The sequence below is a fragment of the Paraburkholderia sp. HC6.4b genome (assembly GCF_014200875.1).
Classification (GTDB): Bacteria; Pseudomonadota; Gammaproteobacteria; order Burkholderiales; family Burkholderiaceae; genus Paraburkholderia; species Paraburkholderia tuberum.
The window spans coordinates 14,562-31,342 of the sequence record NZ_JACHDC010000038.1 but is presented as its reverse complement, the minus strand read 5'-3'; the positions used below and the strand labels follow the sequence as shown (position 1 = coordinate 31,342).

Here is a 16,781-nt window from a genome sequence, read left to right as displayed (position 1 = left end):
CGCCGCGCGTTCTTCCGCACTCAAATGCTTGTAGTTCTTCTTCATCGCAACACCCTACCTCATTCAAGGTGTTGCACTTGGAACTAGAGACTAAGCAGTGTGGGGCCTCGGCTACATGCTCGTTGCAACCTCAAACTAAAGCGTCACCTGTTGGACGCTCGAAAGTGACATTCAAGCCGCTTCCTCTGCTTTCCGTGTACACCGCGCGCAACGCCGTGGCTACAGGGTTCATCGGGTCTCTTGCGCTGCAACTCCCGCAACTCAATGCGCGAGTGAGCCTGGTGACACTCACGTTCGCTCTGGATTGCTGTGACCGTGAAGCGTAAGCACCTCGCGACGGCCGTCCGCAACGCGGCGCCCGCGTGAGGCATGATCGGGAATCGGGTTACGTGTCTGCAGACGCCGATGGGCCAGACTGCCGAGGCAGCTTCGTGGCCACGTTCCAGGGCAACAGTTCGTCGATACGGTTGATGGGATGGTCAGCGATATGGGTCAGTACGTATTCGAGGTAGGCGCGCGGGTTGATCCCGTTGAGCTTGCATGTGCCGATCAGACCGTACATCGCGGCTGCCCGCTCGCCTCCGCTGTCGGAGCCGGCGAACAGGAAGTTCTTGCGGCCCAGACTCACACAGCGCAGCGCGTTTTCGGCCAGGGCGTTGCTGATCTCAGCACGGCCCTCTTCGCAGTACAGCGCGAGCGCGTCCCACTGGTTTGAGCGAGTAACGGATCGCTTTGGCAAGGTCGGATTTCTTCGACAGCGTCGCGAGCTTGTCCGTCATCCACGTCTTGATGGTCGCGAGCAGCGGCACGCTTTTCTCCTGCCGCACGCACAGCCGTTCAGCAGCGGGTTTGCCACGGATATCCGCCTCGATGCCGTAAAGTCCACCGATCAGTTCGAGCACCTCTCGGGTCGCCTCGGTAGGCGTTCGGGCATGCACGTCGTATATGTACCGTCTCGCGTGGTCCCAGCATGCAGCTTCACGGATCTTGCCGCTCTCGTACAGTTCGTTGAAGCCACTGTAGGCGTCGGCCTGCAGGATGCCCTCGAATCCAGCGAGATGGGTCTGGGGGTGGATGCCTTTGCGGTCGGGCGAGTAAGCAAACCACACCGCGGCCGGTTCGGTCGAGCCCGAACGGGTGTCATCGCGCACATACACCCACAGTCGCCCGGTCCTTGTCTTCTTCTTGCCCGGCTCGAGCACCGGGATCGGCGTGTCATCCGCGTGCAGCTTCGACGGTGCCATCGTGTGGCGGCGCAGTGCCTCGGTCAGTGCATCGCAAAGGGCCTCGCACTGGCCGACCCAGCGGCCCATGCTGGCCGGATCGAGCTTCACGCCGTCGCGCGCGGCAATCTGCGACTGCCGGTACAACGGGGCGTGGTCAGCGTACTTCGAGACGACGATGTCGGCCAGCAGGCTCGGATGGGCGATGCTGCGCGTAATCGGCAGGCCGTGCATCGGCGGCTGCGAGAAGTGGTGGCCGCACGGACAGACCGTCTTGCGCCGGATCTCGCGCTGCCGCATTTCGGACACGTTGCGTCGGCGTCGAGTACGCGTTCTTCGCGTGGCAGATGCGGCGGCAGCGCTTCTTTCGGCGATGCGTTGCCCACAGGCGTGCTCGCGCTTGATTGGCGGGCGCGCCGCACATCAGAGACGCCGCGCTCGCCCGTCAAGTCCTCGAGCGCGGTTTCGAGCCGTGCAACCTCCCGGTCCAACTGCTCGGACTTGCGCCCGAATTGCATGCGCCTAAGCTTGTCGAGCTGCGCCTTGAGCTGCTCGATCTCCAGATCGCGCTCGGCAAGCTGGGCACGAGCCTCGACCAGCAAGGCTCGCAGAGTTTCAACATCGTCAGGAAGTTCGGCGCCGTTCGACATGCGGCGCAGTTTACGAGTCTTCTGCTCGGTTTACAACATCGACAGTGCAGCGGTGCGACGCGGCTGCCGCCAATCGATGCCTTCGAGCAACATCGACAATTGCGCCGCCGTCAGATGATCGGCCTGCGGCCAGACGAAGCGGCCCCGCTCAAGCCGCTTCGCAAGAAGCCAGAGCCCGTCCTCGGTCGCCCACATGACCTTCACCAGATCGCCGCGCCGGCCCCGGAAGATGAACACGTTGCCACCCAGCGGATTGTCCTCGAGCGCCGTCTGCACCTTCGCCGCCAGCCCCTGGAACCCGCAGCGCATGTCGGTGACGCCTGCCACCAGCCAGACGCGTGTACCCGTGGGAACAGAGATCACGATCGCATGCTCCCCAGTACGACCCGTAGCGTATCGGCGTCGACGATGCCGTCCACCTTGACTACCACGTCACCGAACTTGGATCTCGATCGTCCCGGCTCGTGCAGTCCGGTTGCCGACGTCCCTTGCATCTGGGGGCATCGCCACTGCGGCGGCGTTTCATGGACCACCGCCACGGGAATCAGCGACGTCGTTTCCGCCTGCAATTGCTCGCGATAGCGACGCCGCCAGGTGAACAGCATATTTGCATTGATGCCATTGTCCCGCGCCAGCTTCGCGACCGATGCACCAGGCTCGCATGCAGCGGCCGCAAGCCGGCGTCGAAACTCGCGATCATAATTCAGGCGTCCCTTGCGGCTACCCGGCCTGGCTTCCGACTCTGTCACAGTGATGTCCATCAAATCGAAAATGATGGGCACCACTTTGATGTCGCTTCTCGCCGCCGTCAACGACGGTCGTCGTGAGGTGCTTACCGTGAAGCGATGAGCTGGGTGGCGACAACTGGTGGCCACAGTGGCGACGTGGTGCGTGACGTCATGCTGGCAGCCGTCGAGAAGCGCTTTGGCAACGTCTCGAAGGCACCGGCTGAAATTGAATGGCTGACGGACAACGGCTCAGGCTACACAGCCGGAGAAAACCAGGACCTTTGCGTCTGACATTGGTTTGAAACCGTTGACCACACCGGTGTGCAGTCCGCAAAGTAACGGCATGGCAGAAAGCTTCGTGGAAACGATGAAGCGTGACGATGTCGCCTTCATGCCGAAGCCAGATGCCGCAACCGCAAATCGGGGAGCCGGTGGATCGGGATTTCGTCGACGTAGCAGCGCACGACGCTCGCCCGCACCATGCCGATAACTTCGCACAACGACACAACAACACACATCGTCGAATCGCACGCCTGGCTGTCGCGATTCCTTCCCATCCCATGGGCTTGTCCCACCGCGCTGCGCCGAGCCTGCTCGAAACGCGCAACCAGTTGGCAAGCGCCTTTCAATGGGTGACAGTACCTGCTCGGTTATTGCGCCGCTGCGCTGGCTTCGTCGAGCAGCTTCATGTCTTCGGAAGAAAGCTGCAAGTGAGTTGCTGCAGCCAACCCTTTCAGTTGCTCGACGGACGTCGCACTGGCAATCGGCGCCGTCACGCTCGGCCGCGCGATGATCCAAGCGATTGCCACCGTTGCAGGTGTCGTGTTGTTGCGCTTCGCGACTTCAACAAGAGCATCGATGATCCGTAACCCGCGGTCGTTGAAATACTTGTCCACAAGCGCGCTGCGCGCACCCTTCGCGGCGTCGGCCTTCGAACTGTACTTTCCGCTCAGGAAACCGCTTGCCAAGCTGAAGTAAGTAACCACCGCCAATTTGTGCGCCTGCACGACTGGCTCGAGATCGGTTTCGTAGCCCTCCCGATCGTAAAGGTTGTACTCCGGCTCAAGAACCTGATACGCCGGCAACCCCGATTCCTTTGATACCTTCAGTGCTGCCTCGAGCCGCTCGCCGCTGAAGTTCGACGCTCCGATCACGCGCACTTTCCCCGCCTCGATCAACCTCTGATATGCGCCGAGCGTCTCTTCGAGCGGCGTCTTGTCGTCGTCGATGTGGGAGAAATAGACGTCGATGTAATCGGTTTGTAGCCGGCGCAGCGACTCGTTGACGGCTGCCTCGATGTTCGCCGCCGACAGCCTGGCCGCTTCTTCCACATGCCTACCTTGGTCGCGAGCACGATCTTTTCCCGCTTGCCGCTTTGCCTGAACCACTTGCCGATGATGGTCTCGGACTCGCCGCCCTGATTGCCCTTGGCCCAGTGCGAATAGCTGTCGGCGGTATCAATGAAGTTCAAGCCAAGGTCGACAAAGGCGTCGAGGATGGAAAACGACGTGCGCTCATCGGCCGTCCAGCCGAACACGTTGCCGCCAAAGACGAGGGGTGCGATTCGAAGATCCGACGTTCCAATGGTGTGTTGTTGCATTTTTTCTCTACTCTGAGACGTGGGTTGGAAACACTAAGGGTTCTGTCGCGGTAAGGCGATTTGGGTGAACGATAGCGATATGATGAGGCTTACTTACATCGCCAGCGAGTAGAATTGCCGGGCGGCCGATGGCTTGAGTTTGCGTGCGTCTTTCATCTGCCCTTTGGCGATCATATGCATGAGTTCGATGCCGCTCAACAAGATGCGGGCACAAGGGAAATCATGGAATCCCAACATGGGCCGGGTACGGCGCTTGATCGCCCGATGGCCTTGTTCCACGATATTTTTCAGATACTTGGCCTGGCGGATCTTGATGGGCGTCTCACGCTCGGCATTCACGGCATGTAGGCCGGCCAGATTGGCACCGCTCTCTTCACATAGGTTTCGTCCATCCGCCAGCGCTTGCCGACCGGGCGCTTGCAGCGGCGGAACGCCCTTTCAAGCACCGGCAGAAGCTTGATGGCCCACCGGTGCACGTCGAATGATCGACCGCGCACCCCGTTCGGCCATCATCTTCTAGAGATTGCGCAAGCTGAGCGGGTAGGCCACGCACCAACGCACGCACACCAACATTATCTCGAGCTGATAGTGCAACCGCTTCAGCACTTTGGCTACCGTCGGACTCAGCGCTTTCATTGTCGTTCACATCATTCCGTAAGGTCCCGCAGCATGCCCGCCTCCGCTATTGCAACAGAACCTTCGAGAGCGCCCGGGCATGGAAATATGACCGACTTTTCTACAGCCGACGATAGCCGTGTAGACCTGCGATCCTTCAGGACGGCCGCAGGTCGATGTCGCCGCATCACCGCGACGCCTTGAGATAGGGCCCCAGCAGTGACAGGTCCGCAACTGAAAGACGATCGTGTGCGGTCTGCACCTGATGCCAGTACGGGTAGAGCAGGGGCGGCGCGCTCACCTTGTCGAGCCGTTCGCGCGTTTCGGCGCTCAGCCTGAGATTCGCCGCGCCGAGGTTGTCGAGCAGTTGCTTCTCGTTGCGCCCGCCGATGATGACCGACGTGACGGCGGGGCGCCCGAGCGTCCATGCGAGCGCGACCTGAGCGGCGGAGACGTTCTGCTCGCTGGCGATCTCGACAAGTGTATCGACAATCGACCACAGTCGTTCGGCGTCGCGAATCGGCGGCTCCGTCCAGCCCGCGAGCTGACGCGTGCCCTCGGGTGTCGAGTCGCGGCGGTGCTTACCCGACAGCAAGCCGCCTGCGAGCGGGCTCCAGACGAGAATGCCCAAGCCTTGATCGAGCGCGATAGGCGCGAGTTCGTACTCCGCTTCACGTGCTTCGAGCGTGTAATGGATCTGCTGGCTCACGAAGCGCGACAGGCGATCGCGTTCGCTTACATGCAACGCTTTCATCAGGTGCCAGCCTGAGTAGTTCGAGCAGCCGACATATCGGACCTTGCCATGCCGGACCAGCAGCTCGAGCGCTTCAAGCGTTTCTTCGAGCGGTGTGAGTCCGTCCCATTCGTGCACCTGGTAGAGGTCGATCACATCGGTCTTGAGACGGCGCAAGCTCGCCTCGCAGGCTTCTATCAAATGATGCCGCGACAGGCCCCGGTCATTCGGGCCGTCACCCATGGGAAAGCGGGCTTTCGTCGCGATCAGCACGCCGCCTTTGCGCTTGCCGCCGAGCGCCTGGCCGACGATTTCCTCCGACGCACCGTTCGAATAGACGTCCGCCGTATCGATCAGGTTGACGCCCGCGTCGATGCACATGTCGATCTGGCGGCGCGCCTCGTCGAGGCTGACCTCCCCGACGCTGGCGAATTTGCCTTTGCCGCCCATCGTCATCGTGCCTAGCGTGATGGTCGACACCTTGAGGCCCGAACGGCCGAGTTGACGGTAGTCCATGATGAAGCAATCTCCATGTATGTTGCAAGGATTCACAGCCGGCGGGCGGTAGTTCAGTCCGATGGCGCCCGCATTGGGTGCCCAGTGTTCTTTGACGTGCCCAGGGATCCCACGATAACGGAGACTGAATTATCATGCCAATAGAAAGATGTGATTCAATCGTGCAATTTTTGTGATTAATCGTCTCTGCAAGAAAGAGTGCAAACGTGGATTTGAAGCAGCTGGAACATTTCGTGGCGGTCGCGGAAGAGCGACATTTCACGCGCGCGGCGCGGCGTCTGAACCTCGTGCAGTCCGGCTTGTCTGCGTCGATCCGCTCGCTGGAAGAAGACTTGGGCGGACCGTTGTTCAATCGCAGCACGAGGCGAGTCGCTTTGACGCCTGCCGGCGAAGTGCTGTTCGCCGAGGCGCAGCGGGTACTGGCTGCCGCGCGCGACGCGCGGCACGCCGTAACGCAGGTCCACGGGCTTGCACGCGGCAGGCTGAGTATCGGTGCGATTCACGGTCTCGCGCCTTTCGTCGACCTGCCCGCTTCTCTAGGACAGTTTCGGGCCGCGTTCGGTGGGATCGATATCGAATTGACACTGGACGGATCGCGCGCATTGATCGACGGGGTGCGGGAGGGGCGCCTAGACCTCGCGTTCACACAGCCACCGGATACGCCGCTCGACGACCTCGGATCGCACATGTTCGCATGCGAAGGAATGGTCGTCGTCTGCGCGACACATCATCGGCTTGCGGGCGCCAGCGGGCTGGCGCTGGCCGATCTCGTCGACGAAACATTCGCCGACCTGCGCCCGGAGTGGAGCGTGCGGCGGCTCGTCGATCGGAGTTTTGCGGCGGCAGGACTGCAGCGCCAGACCAGCTTCGAGGTCAACGACATGCCGATGTTGCTTGAACTGGCCGCGCACGGGCTTGCGATCAGTATGGTGCCCGAATCGGTGGCCGCCGCAAGGGGGAGCAACACGCGCGGGGCGCCGGTCGCAACGGCGAGCCTGCGCGAAGCCGATGAGCCCTGCTGGGAACTCGCGGCGGTTTTTAGGGGAAGCGCCGGAGAACCGCTTATACCCGTCGCCCGTGCTTTCCTGGACTTGCTCAAATTGCCCGAGGTGGCGAACTGACGCTTGACTGGCACCGCGCGGTACCGCGCATGCTTCGGACCACTCATCAGCGGGAGCGCCGTCGGTCACGCAAAAAAGTTCATGCTAGGATCGCCGACTCACTGTTCCAACGGATCGCGATCGCAGTCGCTGGTTGGCGTCGCGAATCCGGCACGCATCAACGAGGATTCTGATGACTCATTCTGCCCTGACCCCCGGCGCCGTCGCCGTGATCACCGGCGCCGCCGCCGGCATCGGCCTGGCTGCTGCCAAACGCTTTGCGCAGCTTGGGCTGCGCATCTGCATTGCCGACCTCGGCGCCGACCGCCTCGCGCGGGCGGTGGAGGAAATCGCCGCGCTGAGCGCAAACGGTACGCAAGACGTCTTTGCGGTTGAGACCGACGTCATTGTCGCCGACGATGTTCGCCGCCTGCACGCAACCGTCGTCGAACGCTTCGGCGGAACAGATGTATTGATGAACAATGCCGGCATTCAGCCCGGCAGCGGCATGTTCGGTCCAACCGCGAACTGGGAGCGCGTGCTGGGTGTCAACCTGTGGGGCGTGATCCACGGCACGCAGGTCTTCGTGCCGGGCATGATCAAGCGCGGCCGTCCGGGGCTCGTGATCAATACCGGTTCAAAGCAAGGCATCACGACGCCGCCGGGCGACCCCGCATACAACGTTGCGAAGGCCGGTCTGAAAGCGTTCACCGAAGCGCTGCAGCACGAACTGCGCAATACCGCCGACGGCCGGATCAGCGCTCATCTGCTGATTCCCGGCTTCGTGTTCACGGAACTCACACGGAACGGCCGTGTGGAAAAGCCCGCCGCCGCATGGACGCCCGAGCAGACCGTCGATTTCATGTTCGAGCGTCTCGACGCCGGCGACTTCTACATACTGTGTCCCGATAACGACGTGCCGCGTTCGCTCGACGAACGGCGCATTCTATGGGCGGCGGGCGATATCGTCGAGAACCGGCCCGCGTTGTCGCGCTGGCATCCGGACTACGCCACGGCATTCGAAGCGTTCGTCAAGCAGCCCCGCTGACTCAAGGGCCAGCACCATGTGGCAGCAAAGCGAAACCTATCCCGATCCCGCAGTGGAAGTGCTCGATCCGCGCTTCCTCAAATACCGGATCACGAGCGCGGCGGTCGAGCGGCTTGCGACCGGCATGCGCTTCGGCGAAGGACCGGTGTGGTTCGGCGACGGCCGCTTCCTGCTGTGGAGCGACATTCCGAACAACCGCATCATGCGGTGGGACGAGGAATCCGGCGCGACTTCGATATTTCGCAAGCCCTCCGGGTACGCGAACGGCAATACACGGGACCGCCAGGGGCGGCTCATCACCTGCGAGCACGGCAACCGGCGCGTGACGCGCACCGAATACAACGGCACGCTGACCGTGTTGCTCGACCGCTTCGACGGCAAGCGGCTGAACTCGCCAAACGACGTGGTCGTGAAGAGCGACGGCAGCATCTGGTTTACCGATCCGCCGTTCGGCATCTCTAACAACTATGAGGGTGTCAAGGCTGAGCCCGAGCTGCCGACCAACGTCTACCGCCTCGACCCGGCCACCGGCCGGGCGGAGGTGGTCGCCGGCGACATCGTCAATCCGAACGGCATCTGCTTCTCGCCCGACGAACGCCGCCTCTACATCGTCGAATCGGGCTCGAAGCCAAGGCGCATCCGTGTGTACGATGTCGAGGACGGTCGGCGCCTCGTGCACGGACGCGTATTCGTCGATGCGGGCGAGAACGGCGCGCCAGACGGTTTCCGTTGCGACACGGACGGTAACCTGTGGGCCGGTTGGGGCACCGGCCCGGGACTGAACGGTGTGATGGTATTCGCGCCGGACGGCAGCGCGATTGGCCGCATCGCCCTGCCCGAACGCTGCGCGAACGTCTGCTTCGGCGGCGCAGCGCACAACCGGCTGTTCATGGCGGCCGGGCAGTCACTGTATGCGCTATACGTCGATACGGCTGCGGCGGTCGCAACCTGAGCGCGCCGGCGGATTACGTCCGCGCCCGGTCGGCGGTGCCACCGCGCACGGGGCGGTGATGATGTGGATTCGTGCGAATTAGGACGTGCGCTGGCGCTCGCTGAACGGAATGCCGCCTCTTGACTTGGAGTCTGCTGGAGATTCCACAATCTGCACGACAACCTGTTCAGCGAGGACACCGAGGCTGTCAACCACAGCTTTGGTAATCCCCGTCATCAGCGCTTTCTTTTGCTCGGGTGAGCGCCCTGCTACTGCGTAAACAACGACTTCCGGCATGACGTACTCCAGTGGATTGGCAAGGAACTGCAGGCGCAATCATAGCGTCACTGGACGGCGTGTGCTCAAGCCTGGCCGCCGAAGCCAACATACGCCTGAAACTGATTCCCGGCGATTTTTCAGCGGCTCAAGCGGCCGCGGTCGGTGGCAAGTTCCAGCTGATCTTGCAGCCGTGGTCAGGACGCGTCGAGGTATTGTCAAGTTGGCGCCGGGGTCGACGAATATATGGGGCATCAAGAAAGCTTCCGTTTCCGTTTTGCTGTCGGCCGAGGCGCCGATCTCGTTCAAGGGCTATCGATTTCCGCCGGACATCATCAGCTACGCGGTGTGGCTGTACTACCGGTTCCCGCTCAGCCGGCGCATGGTTGAGGAGATGCTGGCGGCACGGGGAATCGAGCTTATGTACGAAACGGTGCGGTGCTGGGCGACGAAGTTCGGTCTGGCGGTCGCGAAGCGTCAAGTTGACAATACCGCTCGTACATATCGCGGATCATTGACCGACTCAACGCTGTTAGCTCGTTGTGTTCGTCGTCAATAATCGCCGGAAGCTGCTGCCGTACTTTCAACGCTGTTTGTGCAATGACCGCACCGTATTCGGCCACCGCTTTCCGGCTGCAGTCATCAATTGCGCAGTGCGTTGGCATTTCCGCCTTCAACGGGAAGTTTTCCAGCTAGTTGTCGCCTCGACGTTTGGAATTCAGGCTGCTTTTAACTCCTGGTTATGAGATTGTCGAATGTCGACGGTCGGCTCAGCCCGATCGGGATTGAGGTGCACGACATGAACGCGCGCTGCCAGTCCCGCGTGGCACCTTTCCATCGTAGCGGATGACGTTCGCGCGAACCTCGTAGAGCGCTGTGCGGCGCTCGAGGATGTCCTGAGCAAGATTGGCATGGCGCTGGGCCGGTGTCGCGAAGCGGATCGCACTGTGGCGGTGTTCGTGGTTGTACCAGTGCACCAGTTCCGCAGCCCAGGTGCGGGCTGCGAACGGGGTATCGAATGCCTCTAACGGATACCCACACAGCTAATCACATTGATGTCTCAACCGCTGGACATTGGTCTGGTACCGACGGTTTTCTGGTGCTCCACGTGAGCCAGGGGCGAAGGCCAGGACACCGGCATCCGCCCAGCTTGGAGCGACCTTCGCCGAGTCGCCCGTGGAGGCAAATCCCTAACTCCGGTTAAATGGACAGCCCAGAGTCACGTAATTGCGCCGCCCCGGCCCGGTCGCTGTAGGCTTTTTTCGACTGTTGCGTCACATCCGACCTACTTTTTCAGGTTCAGTCAGAACCAATGCGCTGCCCGCCAATTCTGTGGCTGACGACGCGGCCTTGGGCGGGCATAGTTGGGCCGGGAGGATTCCGGTTGCGAACTCGTGAGACTGTTCCTGCCTGATCGACGCAAATTCTCGAGCGCCTGATTTGCCAGCGAGAGCCCTTGAGTGGATGGTCGGACCCAACATATCCAACAAAACCAACAAAACCAATAAAACGCGCTTGACACCAGTTTTTGTCCAACCTGTAATGCATCCAACCAGCCAATGCGCTGTCCCATTCAGGATTTAGGATGAAATACGAGTCAAAATGCGTCTCTGCGCCGACGGTTCTTGATGCCGCTGATCGGATCAGGAACGGCAGCCTGACGCCGGGTGAGTTGATAGCGCACAGCCTGAAAGCGATAGAAACCCACAATCCCACATTGAACGCATTCGGCGACATCTACGCCGAAATGGCGGCGGCTGAGGCCGAAACGTTGACGCTCGAAGCCTCCCGCGGCTGTTTTAGAGGGCCACTGCATGGCATTCCGTTCGGCGTCAAGGACCTGTTTTCGACCGCTGGTCTGCGGACGACGCGGGGTTCGCTGACCGCGCTCGACTATGTGCCGTCGGATGATGCGCCGATTATCCGACGCCTGAAGGATGCGGGGGCGATCATCGTCGGCAAGACCGCGACGACTGAGTTCGGTTGGAGCGGCGCGAGCCTGTCGCGCGTATTCGGCAACGGCCGCAATCCCTGGAACCCACAACTCACGAGCGGCGGCTCCAGTTCGGGTTCGGCAATCGCGGTCGCCGCACGGATGGTGCCCGCGTCGCTCGGTTCGGACGGTGGCGGTTCGGTAAGGATTCCCAGTGCGTTTTGTGGCACGTTCGCGCTCAAGGGCTCGCTCGGCCGGATTCCGACGTGGCCTTGGTCGGCGACCGAAATGCTCAGCCATGCCGGTCCGATCACACGGACGGTGCGCGACAGCGCGCTGCTGTTCGACGTGCTATCCGGTCCCGACCCACGCGATCACCAAGCGTTGCCAGCACCGACTGAAACGTTCCTCGCGCGTTGCGATTCGCCGCTGCGGCCGCTGCGCGTCGCGTTTTGTCCGACGCTGTTCAACGTTGACGTCGATCCGGCTGTTGCGGCAGCAGTTGAAGCGGCGGTCAATCAGATTGCGCGGACGCTGCCAGTCACGATTGATATGCCCGCGCTCGAATGGCATGACCCGTTGCCGACGTTCGAGGCCCTATGGGTCGGCGGCCGCGGAATCGTGTACGGCAAGTCGCTTGCCAATCGCAAGGAGGAGCTCGAACCGGGCTTCGCGACGCTAATCGAACGTTCTGCGGACTACGATCTGGCCGGCTATCTGACCGCGGTCCAGCAGCGCGCGGCGTTCGCTTGCAAAGTCCACAAGCTGTTCGAGCGCTTCGATCTGCTGCTGACGCCAACGCTGCCAATTCTTCCGTTCGACGCGGACCGGATTGCGCCATCTGACCTCGATGGCGTCGACGACACCGCGGTGCCGTGGGCGCGCTGGACACCGTTCACGTACCCATTCAATCTGTCCGGCAACCCAGCGGCGAGCGTGCCGTGCGGCTGGAGTCCGTCAGGTTTGCCAATCGGCTTGCAGGTCATCGGGCCGCGCTTCGCAGATGGCGACGTGCTGCAGTTCTGCGCGGCGTTCGAGGCAATTGCGCCGTGGGAACATCGGCTGCCGCCGTTGCTCGTCGGCTAGGAGCGTACCGTGACGATCTGCCATTTCGACGCACATCAAGTCGGTGCCTGGCCAGAACGGCGCGCGCTGATGGCACCGCCGAGACCTGTGCTCCAGCAACAGACGAAGTTGCGAGTGGCGCAACGTCTCGACGCGGACGATGCCACGCCGACCCACCGCCTGTTGGCACAATCCGGGCGCTGCCACCGCGTGATCCGAACGCGCGGCAAACCTCGTTACACTGGTTGCTTCCCTGTACGCCGGACTCATCTACCTATGCTGAATCAGCCTCGCCTCGAAGAAATCATGCGTTTTCTGAGCCAGCAGAAACGCGTGAAGGCCGCCGACCTCGCTACGCAGCTGGTCGTCTCCGAAGAAACGATTCGCCGCGACTTCAAATATCTCGAAGAACTCGGCAAGTTGCGTCGCGTTCACGGCGGCGCGATCCTGCCGCGGCTTAACGAGGAGCAACCGCTGCAGGTCCGCAACCGGATCAGGACACAGGCGAAAGCGAAGATTGCCGAATGCGCAAGCGGCCTCGTGCAGGAGGGAATGGCGCTGTTCCTCGACACCGGCACGACAACACTCGCACTCGCGCATCAGCTGACAAGCTTCAGCCAGTTGCGAGTCGTCACGAACTCGCTCGACATTGCGCAACTGTTGACGCAGCAGAGTGACAACCACGTGCTCGTCACACCAGGCGACGTCCGTCGTAACGACAACGCATTGATCGGCCCGCACACGCTCGAATTCGCCCGTCAGTTCCATTACGACATCGCCTTTATGGGCATTGGCGCGGTCGATCTGAAGCTCGGGCTGATGGATTACGAAGAATCCGAAGCCATGCTGCGCAGAACGCTTGTTGTGCATTGCGTGCGTAGCGTCGTGCTCGCCGACGATGGCAAGTTTGGCCATCGCACGTTCATCAACACACTACCGTTCGACGCGATCGCGACGATCGTCACAAACCGCCCGCTGTCGGCCGACTACATAGACCGCCTGGAACAAGCTCATGTCGATATCGTCCATCCCTGAACTGGTTCAACCCAACGCCGATGAGTTGCGCGCGTTCGACGCGCTGTTCAGCGCAAGCTCCGCGATTGGCGCGACGCCGGCCGGCGGTCTGCATCGGCTCGCGGCGTCGGCCCAGGACGGACAGGTTCGTGATCTGTTCCGCATCTGGCTCGACGAGCACGGTTTCGATGTGCACATCGATGCAATCGGCAACGTCTTCGGGCTTGTGACTTTGACGCCGGGCGCGCCGTACGTGTTGTGCGGGTCGCATCTCGACAGCCAGCCGAGCGCCGGCCGCTTTGACGGTGTATACGGCGTGCTTGCCGGCGCGACCGCGATCGTCGGCATCGCGCAGAGGCTTCGCGCGAGTGGTCACCGTGCGCCATGCAATCTGGCGGTCGTTGACTGGACCAACGAAGAAGGCGCGCGTTTCCAGCCGAGCCTGACGGGTAGCAGCGTGTTCACCGGCGCGATGTCGCTCGACGACGCGTGGGCATGCGAGGACCGGCAAGGCGTCACGCTGAAGAGTGCGTTGGAGCAGATTGGCTATCTCGGCGATGCGATGCTCGATCTGCCTATTGCCGCATATGTCGAGATGCACGTCGAGCAGGCGTCGAATCTCGAGCGCGAGGGGCTCGCAATTGGCGTGGTCCGCGAGACGTGGGCCGCATTGAAATGGCGAGTGCGCTTCGACGGCGAGCAGAATCACACCGGCCCTACACCGATGGCCGACCGGCGCGATGCATTGCTGGCGGCAGCGCACACGATCGCCGCGGTCCATGCGGAAGCCGTGCGGCACGGCGCGCAAATGCACAGTTCGGTTGGCCGCCTCGACGTATATCCGAATTCGCCGAACGTCGTGCCGTCGAGGACGATACTACACATTGAATTCCGTTCGCCGTCCACTGCGCTGCTGGACGGCACTGCAACATGCTTCGAGGCGACGTTGCGGAATATCGCTGAACAGACCGGCACGCGCATCGAGATCGAAAGCCGCCAGCTTCGCGCCCCGCTGAAGCTGCATGATGGCCTGTCGCGACTTGCCCACGACGTCAGCCTCGAACTCGACTTGCCAGCGGGCGATAGCGTCACCGTCGCCGGCCACGATGCGATTAGCATGAGTCGCGTCACGCCGACGTGCCTGCTGTTCGTACCTAGTCGCGGGGGCGTCTCGCACAACGAAGCCGAGTACACCGCTGATGCCGATCTGCACAACGGCCTGCGTCTGTTGAGCGCGTTGCTGGAGCGCATCTGCACTGAATCGTCGAGCTACCTTCGAGGACGATGATGCTGACGGAATCGCCTGAATCCCTTCGATTGCTCGACGCGCTGCATGCAGTAGGGCTAGGCAACGACGCGCAGGTTGGGCACGGTACCGGAGCAGTCGCGTCGCCGACGCGGCTCGCGACCGAATGGGCCGGCTTCGTCGTCGCGGTGGGCGCTCAATCGTGGTATGCGAAAGTGCTGCACGACGATATGAAAGAATTGATCGACGTTGCGCGGACCGTCGACGCGAGCCGCTGTGCGGCACAAGCGGAAGCAACGGTCGCGCTGCGCATCGTTGATATGCAGCGCGGCGTGCTGCTGTTCGATCGATTGGAGGCCTCCGAATGGCGCTGGGCGCGCGTTGACGATCTCGCGTCACCCGAGCGTCTCGACGCGCTGTGGGCGGCGAAGCGGCAAGTGCATGACGGTCCAGCGCCCATGTTTGTCTCGTCTCCGATGGACGACATCGCCCGACTTCGGGCGCTGTGTCGACGTGATGCGGTGGAATTGCCGATCGACGGGTTGCGGACCGATGACTGCATAGATCGTGCATGGAATGCGTTGCAGGCATCGGACGTAGAGGTCGTGCCACTGCACGGTGACGGCCTTGCGAGCAACGTGATGGTTGGCCCGCAAGGCGAACTCAAGCTGATCGATTTCGATTACGGTGGCTGCGGCGACCCTTGGTACGACGTGGCTATCACGCTGAACGAGTTGTATCAGTTCGAGCCGCAATGGCGGGAGGGTATCGTGCGCTGGGCTGGCCGTTGCGACGAAGCCGACTACGCGCGTTGCCGTCTGTATGCGCTTGTCAACGACTGGTACTGGACACTGTGGGGATTGTGGCTAGGCACGACGTCACCGCGCCGTCTCGAATTCACGAAACTCGCTCAATGGACTTCGTTGCGCTGCCGACAAGGCATTCAGGACGCGCGCTTCGAAGGCTGGCTTCGTCTGCTGAAGGGATGATTCAATGAAAGCACTCGGTCAGGCTCAGACCCATCATGAACACGAGATTGAAGCTGCGATTCGTGAATTGCCTGCATGGAAAGGGTACGATATTCGCTACGCACCGGTAGGTGGCGGCATCTCGAACACGAACTGGCGCGTCGAAGTCGACGGCGCGCAGACTGCGTATTTTTTCAAAGTGCCGGGTCAGGGCACAGAGATGTTTATCGACCGCCGCACTGCACACGAAGCGAGCGTGAAGGCCGCGATAACCGGCTACGGCGCGCCGGTGTTCGCGTTCCTCGAGGACCTGGGCGTCGAGGTGTTCGAGTTCATGGAAGGCTGGCGCGCGTCGTCAAACCTCGACTTCCTCGAGCGTGAGGTCCGGCACAACGCATTGCGTGCACTGAAGGCGTTCAATGATCAGCCGGTGCTCGCTCAGACGAAGACCATGTTTGACATGATCGACGAACATCAGCAGCAGGTCGAAGCGTTGCACGCGGTTAAACCCCCGGATCACGACTGGCTGTGCCAGCAATACCGTCGTGCCCGTGCGGCGCTCGAAGCGTCGGGTCTGGATCTCGCGCCCTGCATGAACGATACCCTCGCCGGCAACTTCATGCTGAACGATGCGCGCGAGATTCGCCTGGTCGATTTCGAGTACGCGTCGAACAACGACCGGCATTACGAGCTCGCCCTGTGGTTCGGCGAGATGTTCTTCGCGCCTAGGATGGAACTCGCGTTGCTCGAGGACTATTTCGGTCGCGTGACGCCCCAGGTCGTCGCGCGTGTGCAGTTGAACAAGGCGCTCGCCGATCTGAAATGGTCGACGTGGGCGATGGTGCAGCGTGCGGTGTCGCGGCTCGATTTCGATTTCTATAAGTACGGGTTCTGGAAACAGATGCGCGCTCGCATCGTCTTTCAGGATCCGCAGTGGGAAACATGGCTGAGGCAGGCGTGAAGAGACTAGGCGCTTGAAAACAGCTCCGTGCATAAACTGGTTCTGCGCCGACGCTTGAGCTCGACGACCTATTGAGAACCCGATTTCATTTTCAGGATGGGAAGGCATTATGGTTATTAAGGAATCCAGAGCGAAATTAAAAGCGATTGGCCGCGTCCGGGCGGATCTGACGCC

The 16,781-nt window shown here is 61.6% G+C and carries 12 protein-coding genes and 5 pseudogenes; 10 read left to right on the top strand and 7 right to left on the bottom strand.

Annotation, left to right across the window (positions count from 1 at the left end):
- Positions 1-385: 385 nt before the first annotated feature.
- The 3 genes and pseudogenes from tnpC to tnpA form a co-directional block, all read right to left on the bottom strand.
- Positions 386-1,873 (bottom strand): annotated as a pseudogene (tnpC, locus tag HDG34_RS37740) (IS66 family transposase).
- 30 nt (positions 1,874-1,903) lie between these two features.
- On the bottom strand, positions 1,904-2,236 hold the full coding sequence (gene tnpB / locus HDG34_RS37735; protein WP_184068849.1) for an IS66 family insertion sequence element accessory protein TnpB: 333 nt from the start codon (positions 2,234-2,236) through the stop codon (positions 1,904-1,906).
- Entirely contained in the window at positions 2,233-2,685 is a 453-nt protein-coding gene (gene tnpA / locus HDG34_RS37730; RefSeq protein WP_260321470.1) for an IS66-like element accessory protein TnpA, read from the bottom strand. The genes tnpB and tnpA overlap by 4 nt, the downstream gene beginning before the upstream one ends.
- Positions 2,686-2,709: 24 nt before the next feature.
- Here tnpA and HDG34_RS37725 point away from each other — a divergent pair.
- A pseudogene (locus HDG34_RS37725) lies at positions 2,710-3,025 on the top strand (DDE-type integrase/transposase/recombinase); the annotation flags it as partial.
- Between the two features lie 226 nt (positions 3,026-3,251).
- Here the strand turns inward: HDG34_RS37725 and HDG34_RS37720 are convergent.
- The 3 genes and pseudogenes from HDG34_RS37720 to HDG34_RS37710 all read right to left on the bottom strand — a co-directional run bounded on the left by HDG34_RS37720 (position 3,252) and on the right by HDG34_RS37710 (position 6,065).
- Positions 3,252-4,201 (bottom strand): annotated as a pseudogene (locus HDG34_RS37720) (aldo/keto reductase).
- Positions 4,202-4,294: 93 nt separating this feature from the next.
- Positions 4,295-4,837 (bottom strand): annotated as a pseudogene (locus HDG34_RS37715) (transposase).
- 166 nt (positions 4,838-5,003) lie between these two features.
- Positions 5,004-6,065: an aldo/keto reductase gene (locus HDG34_RS37710; protein ID WP_184068846.1), complete on the bottom strand. Its 1,062-nt coding sequence runs from the start codon at positions 6,063-6,065 to the stop codon at positions 5,004-5,006.
- A 206-nt stretch (positions 6,066-6,271) separates the two neighbouring features.
- On the opposite strand from HDG34_RS37710, the gene HDG34_RS37705 reads away from it, so the two are divergent.
- The 3 genes from HDG34_RS37705 to HDG34_RS37695 all read left to right on the top strand — a co-directional run bounded on the left by HDG34_RS37705 (position 6,272) and on the right by HDG34_RS37695 (position 9,165).
- Positions 6,272-7,186 (top strand): LysR family transcriptional regulator, encoded by a 915-nt coding sequence (locus HDG34_RS37705; RefSeq protein ID WP_184068843.1) that lies wholly within the window; start codon positions 6,272-6,274, stop codon positions 7,184-7,186.
- A gap of 172 nt (positions 7,187-7,358) precedes the next feature.
- Positions 7,359-8,213 carry an SDR family NAD(P)-dependent oxidoreductase gene (locus HDG34_RS37700; protein WP_184068840.1) on the top strand — a complete coding sequence of 285 codons (855 nt, stop codon included), beginning with the start codon at positions 7,359-7,361 and terminating at the stop codon, positions 8,211-8,213.
- A gap of 16 nt (positions 8,214-8,229) precedes the next feature.
- Positions 8,230-9,165, top strand: a complete 936-nt coding sequence (locus HDG34_RS37695; RefSeq protein WP_184068837.1) for an SMP-30/gluconolactonase/LRE family protein — start codon at positions 8,230-8,232, stop codon at positions 9,163-9,165.
- Between the two features lie 78 nt (positions 9,166-9,243).
- Here HDG34_RS37695 and HDG34_RS37690 read toward each other — a convergent pair whose 3' ends face one another.
- Positions 9,244-9,441, bottom strand: coding sequence for a tautomerase family protein (locus tag HDG34_RS37690; RefSeq protein WP_184068834.1), 198 nt, complete (start codon positions 9,439-9,441; stop codon positions 9,244-9,246).
- Between the two features lie 256 nt (positions 9,442-9,697).
- On the opposite strand from HDG34_RS37690, the pseudogene HDG34_RS39700 reads away from it, so the two are divergent.
- The 6 genes and pseudogenes from HDG34_RS39700 to HDG34_RS37660 all read left to right on the top strand — a co-directional run.
- A pseudogene (locus tag HDG34_RS39700) lies at positions 9,698-9,898 on the top strand (IS6 family transposase); the annotation flags it as partial.
- A 1,107-nt stretch (positions 9,899-11,005) separates the two neighbouring features.
- A complete protein-coding gene (locus HDG34_RS37680; protein ID WP_184068831.1) occupies positions 11,006-12,439 on the top strand; it encodes an amidase in 1,434 nt (477 codons plus the stop codon).
- 255 nt (positions 12,440-12,694) lie between these two features.
- Positions 12,695-13,453, top strand: coding sequence for a DeoR/GlpR family DNA-binding transcription regulator (locus tag HDG34_RS37675; RefSeq protein ID WP_184068827.1), 759 nt, complete (start codon positions 12,695-12,697; stop codon positions 13,451-13,453).
- On the top strand, positions 13,431-14,720 hold the full coding sequence (locus HDG34_RS37670; protein ID WP_184068825.1) for a Zn-dependent hydrolase: 1,290 nt from the start codon (positions 13,431-13,433) through the stop codon (positions 14,718-14,720). Before HDG34_RS37675 ends, HDG34_RS37670 begins: the two co-directional genes overlap by 23 nt.
- Positions 14,717-15,667, top strand: coding sequence for an aminoglycoside phosphotransferase family protein (locus HDG34_RS37665; RefSeq protein WP_260321469.1), 951 nt, complete (start codon positions 14,717-14,719; stop codon positions 15,665-15,667). The genes HDG34_RS37670 and HDG34_RS37665 overlap by 4 nt, the downstream gene beginning before the upstream one ends.
- Positions 15,668-15,671: 4 nt before the next feature.
- Positions 15,672-16,607 carry a choline kinase family protein gene (locus HDG34_RS37660; RefSeq protein ID WP_184068822.1) on the top strand — a complete coding sequence of 312 codons (936 nt, stop codon included), beginning with the start codon at positions 15,672-15,674 and terminating at the stop codon, positions 16,605-16,607.
- The last annotated feature ends 174 nt before the right edge of the window (positions 16,608-16,781 follow it).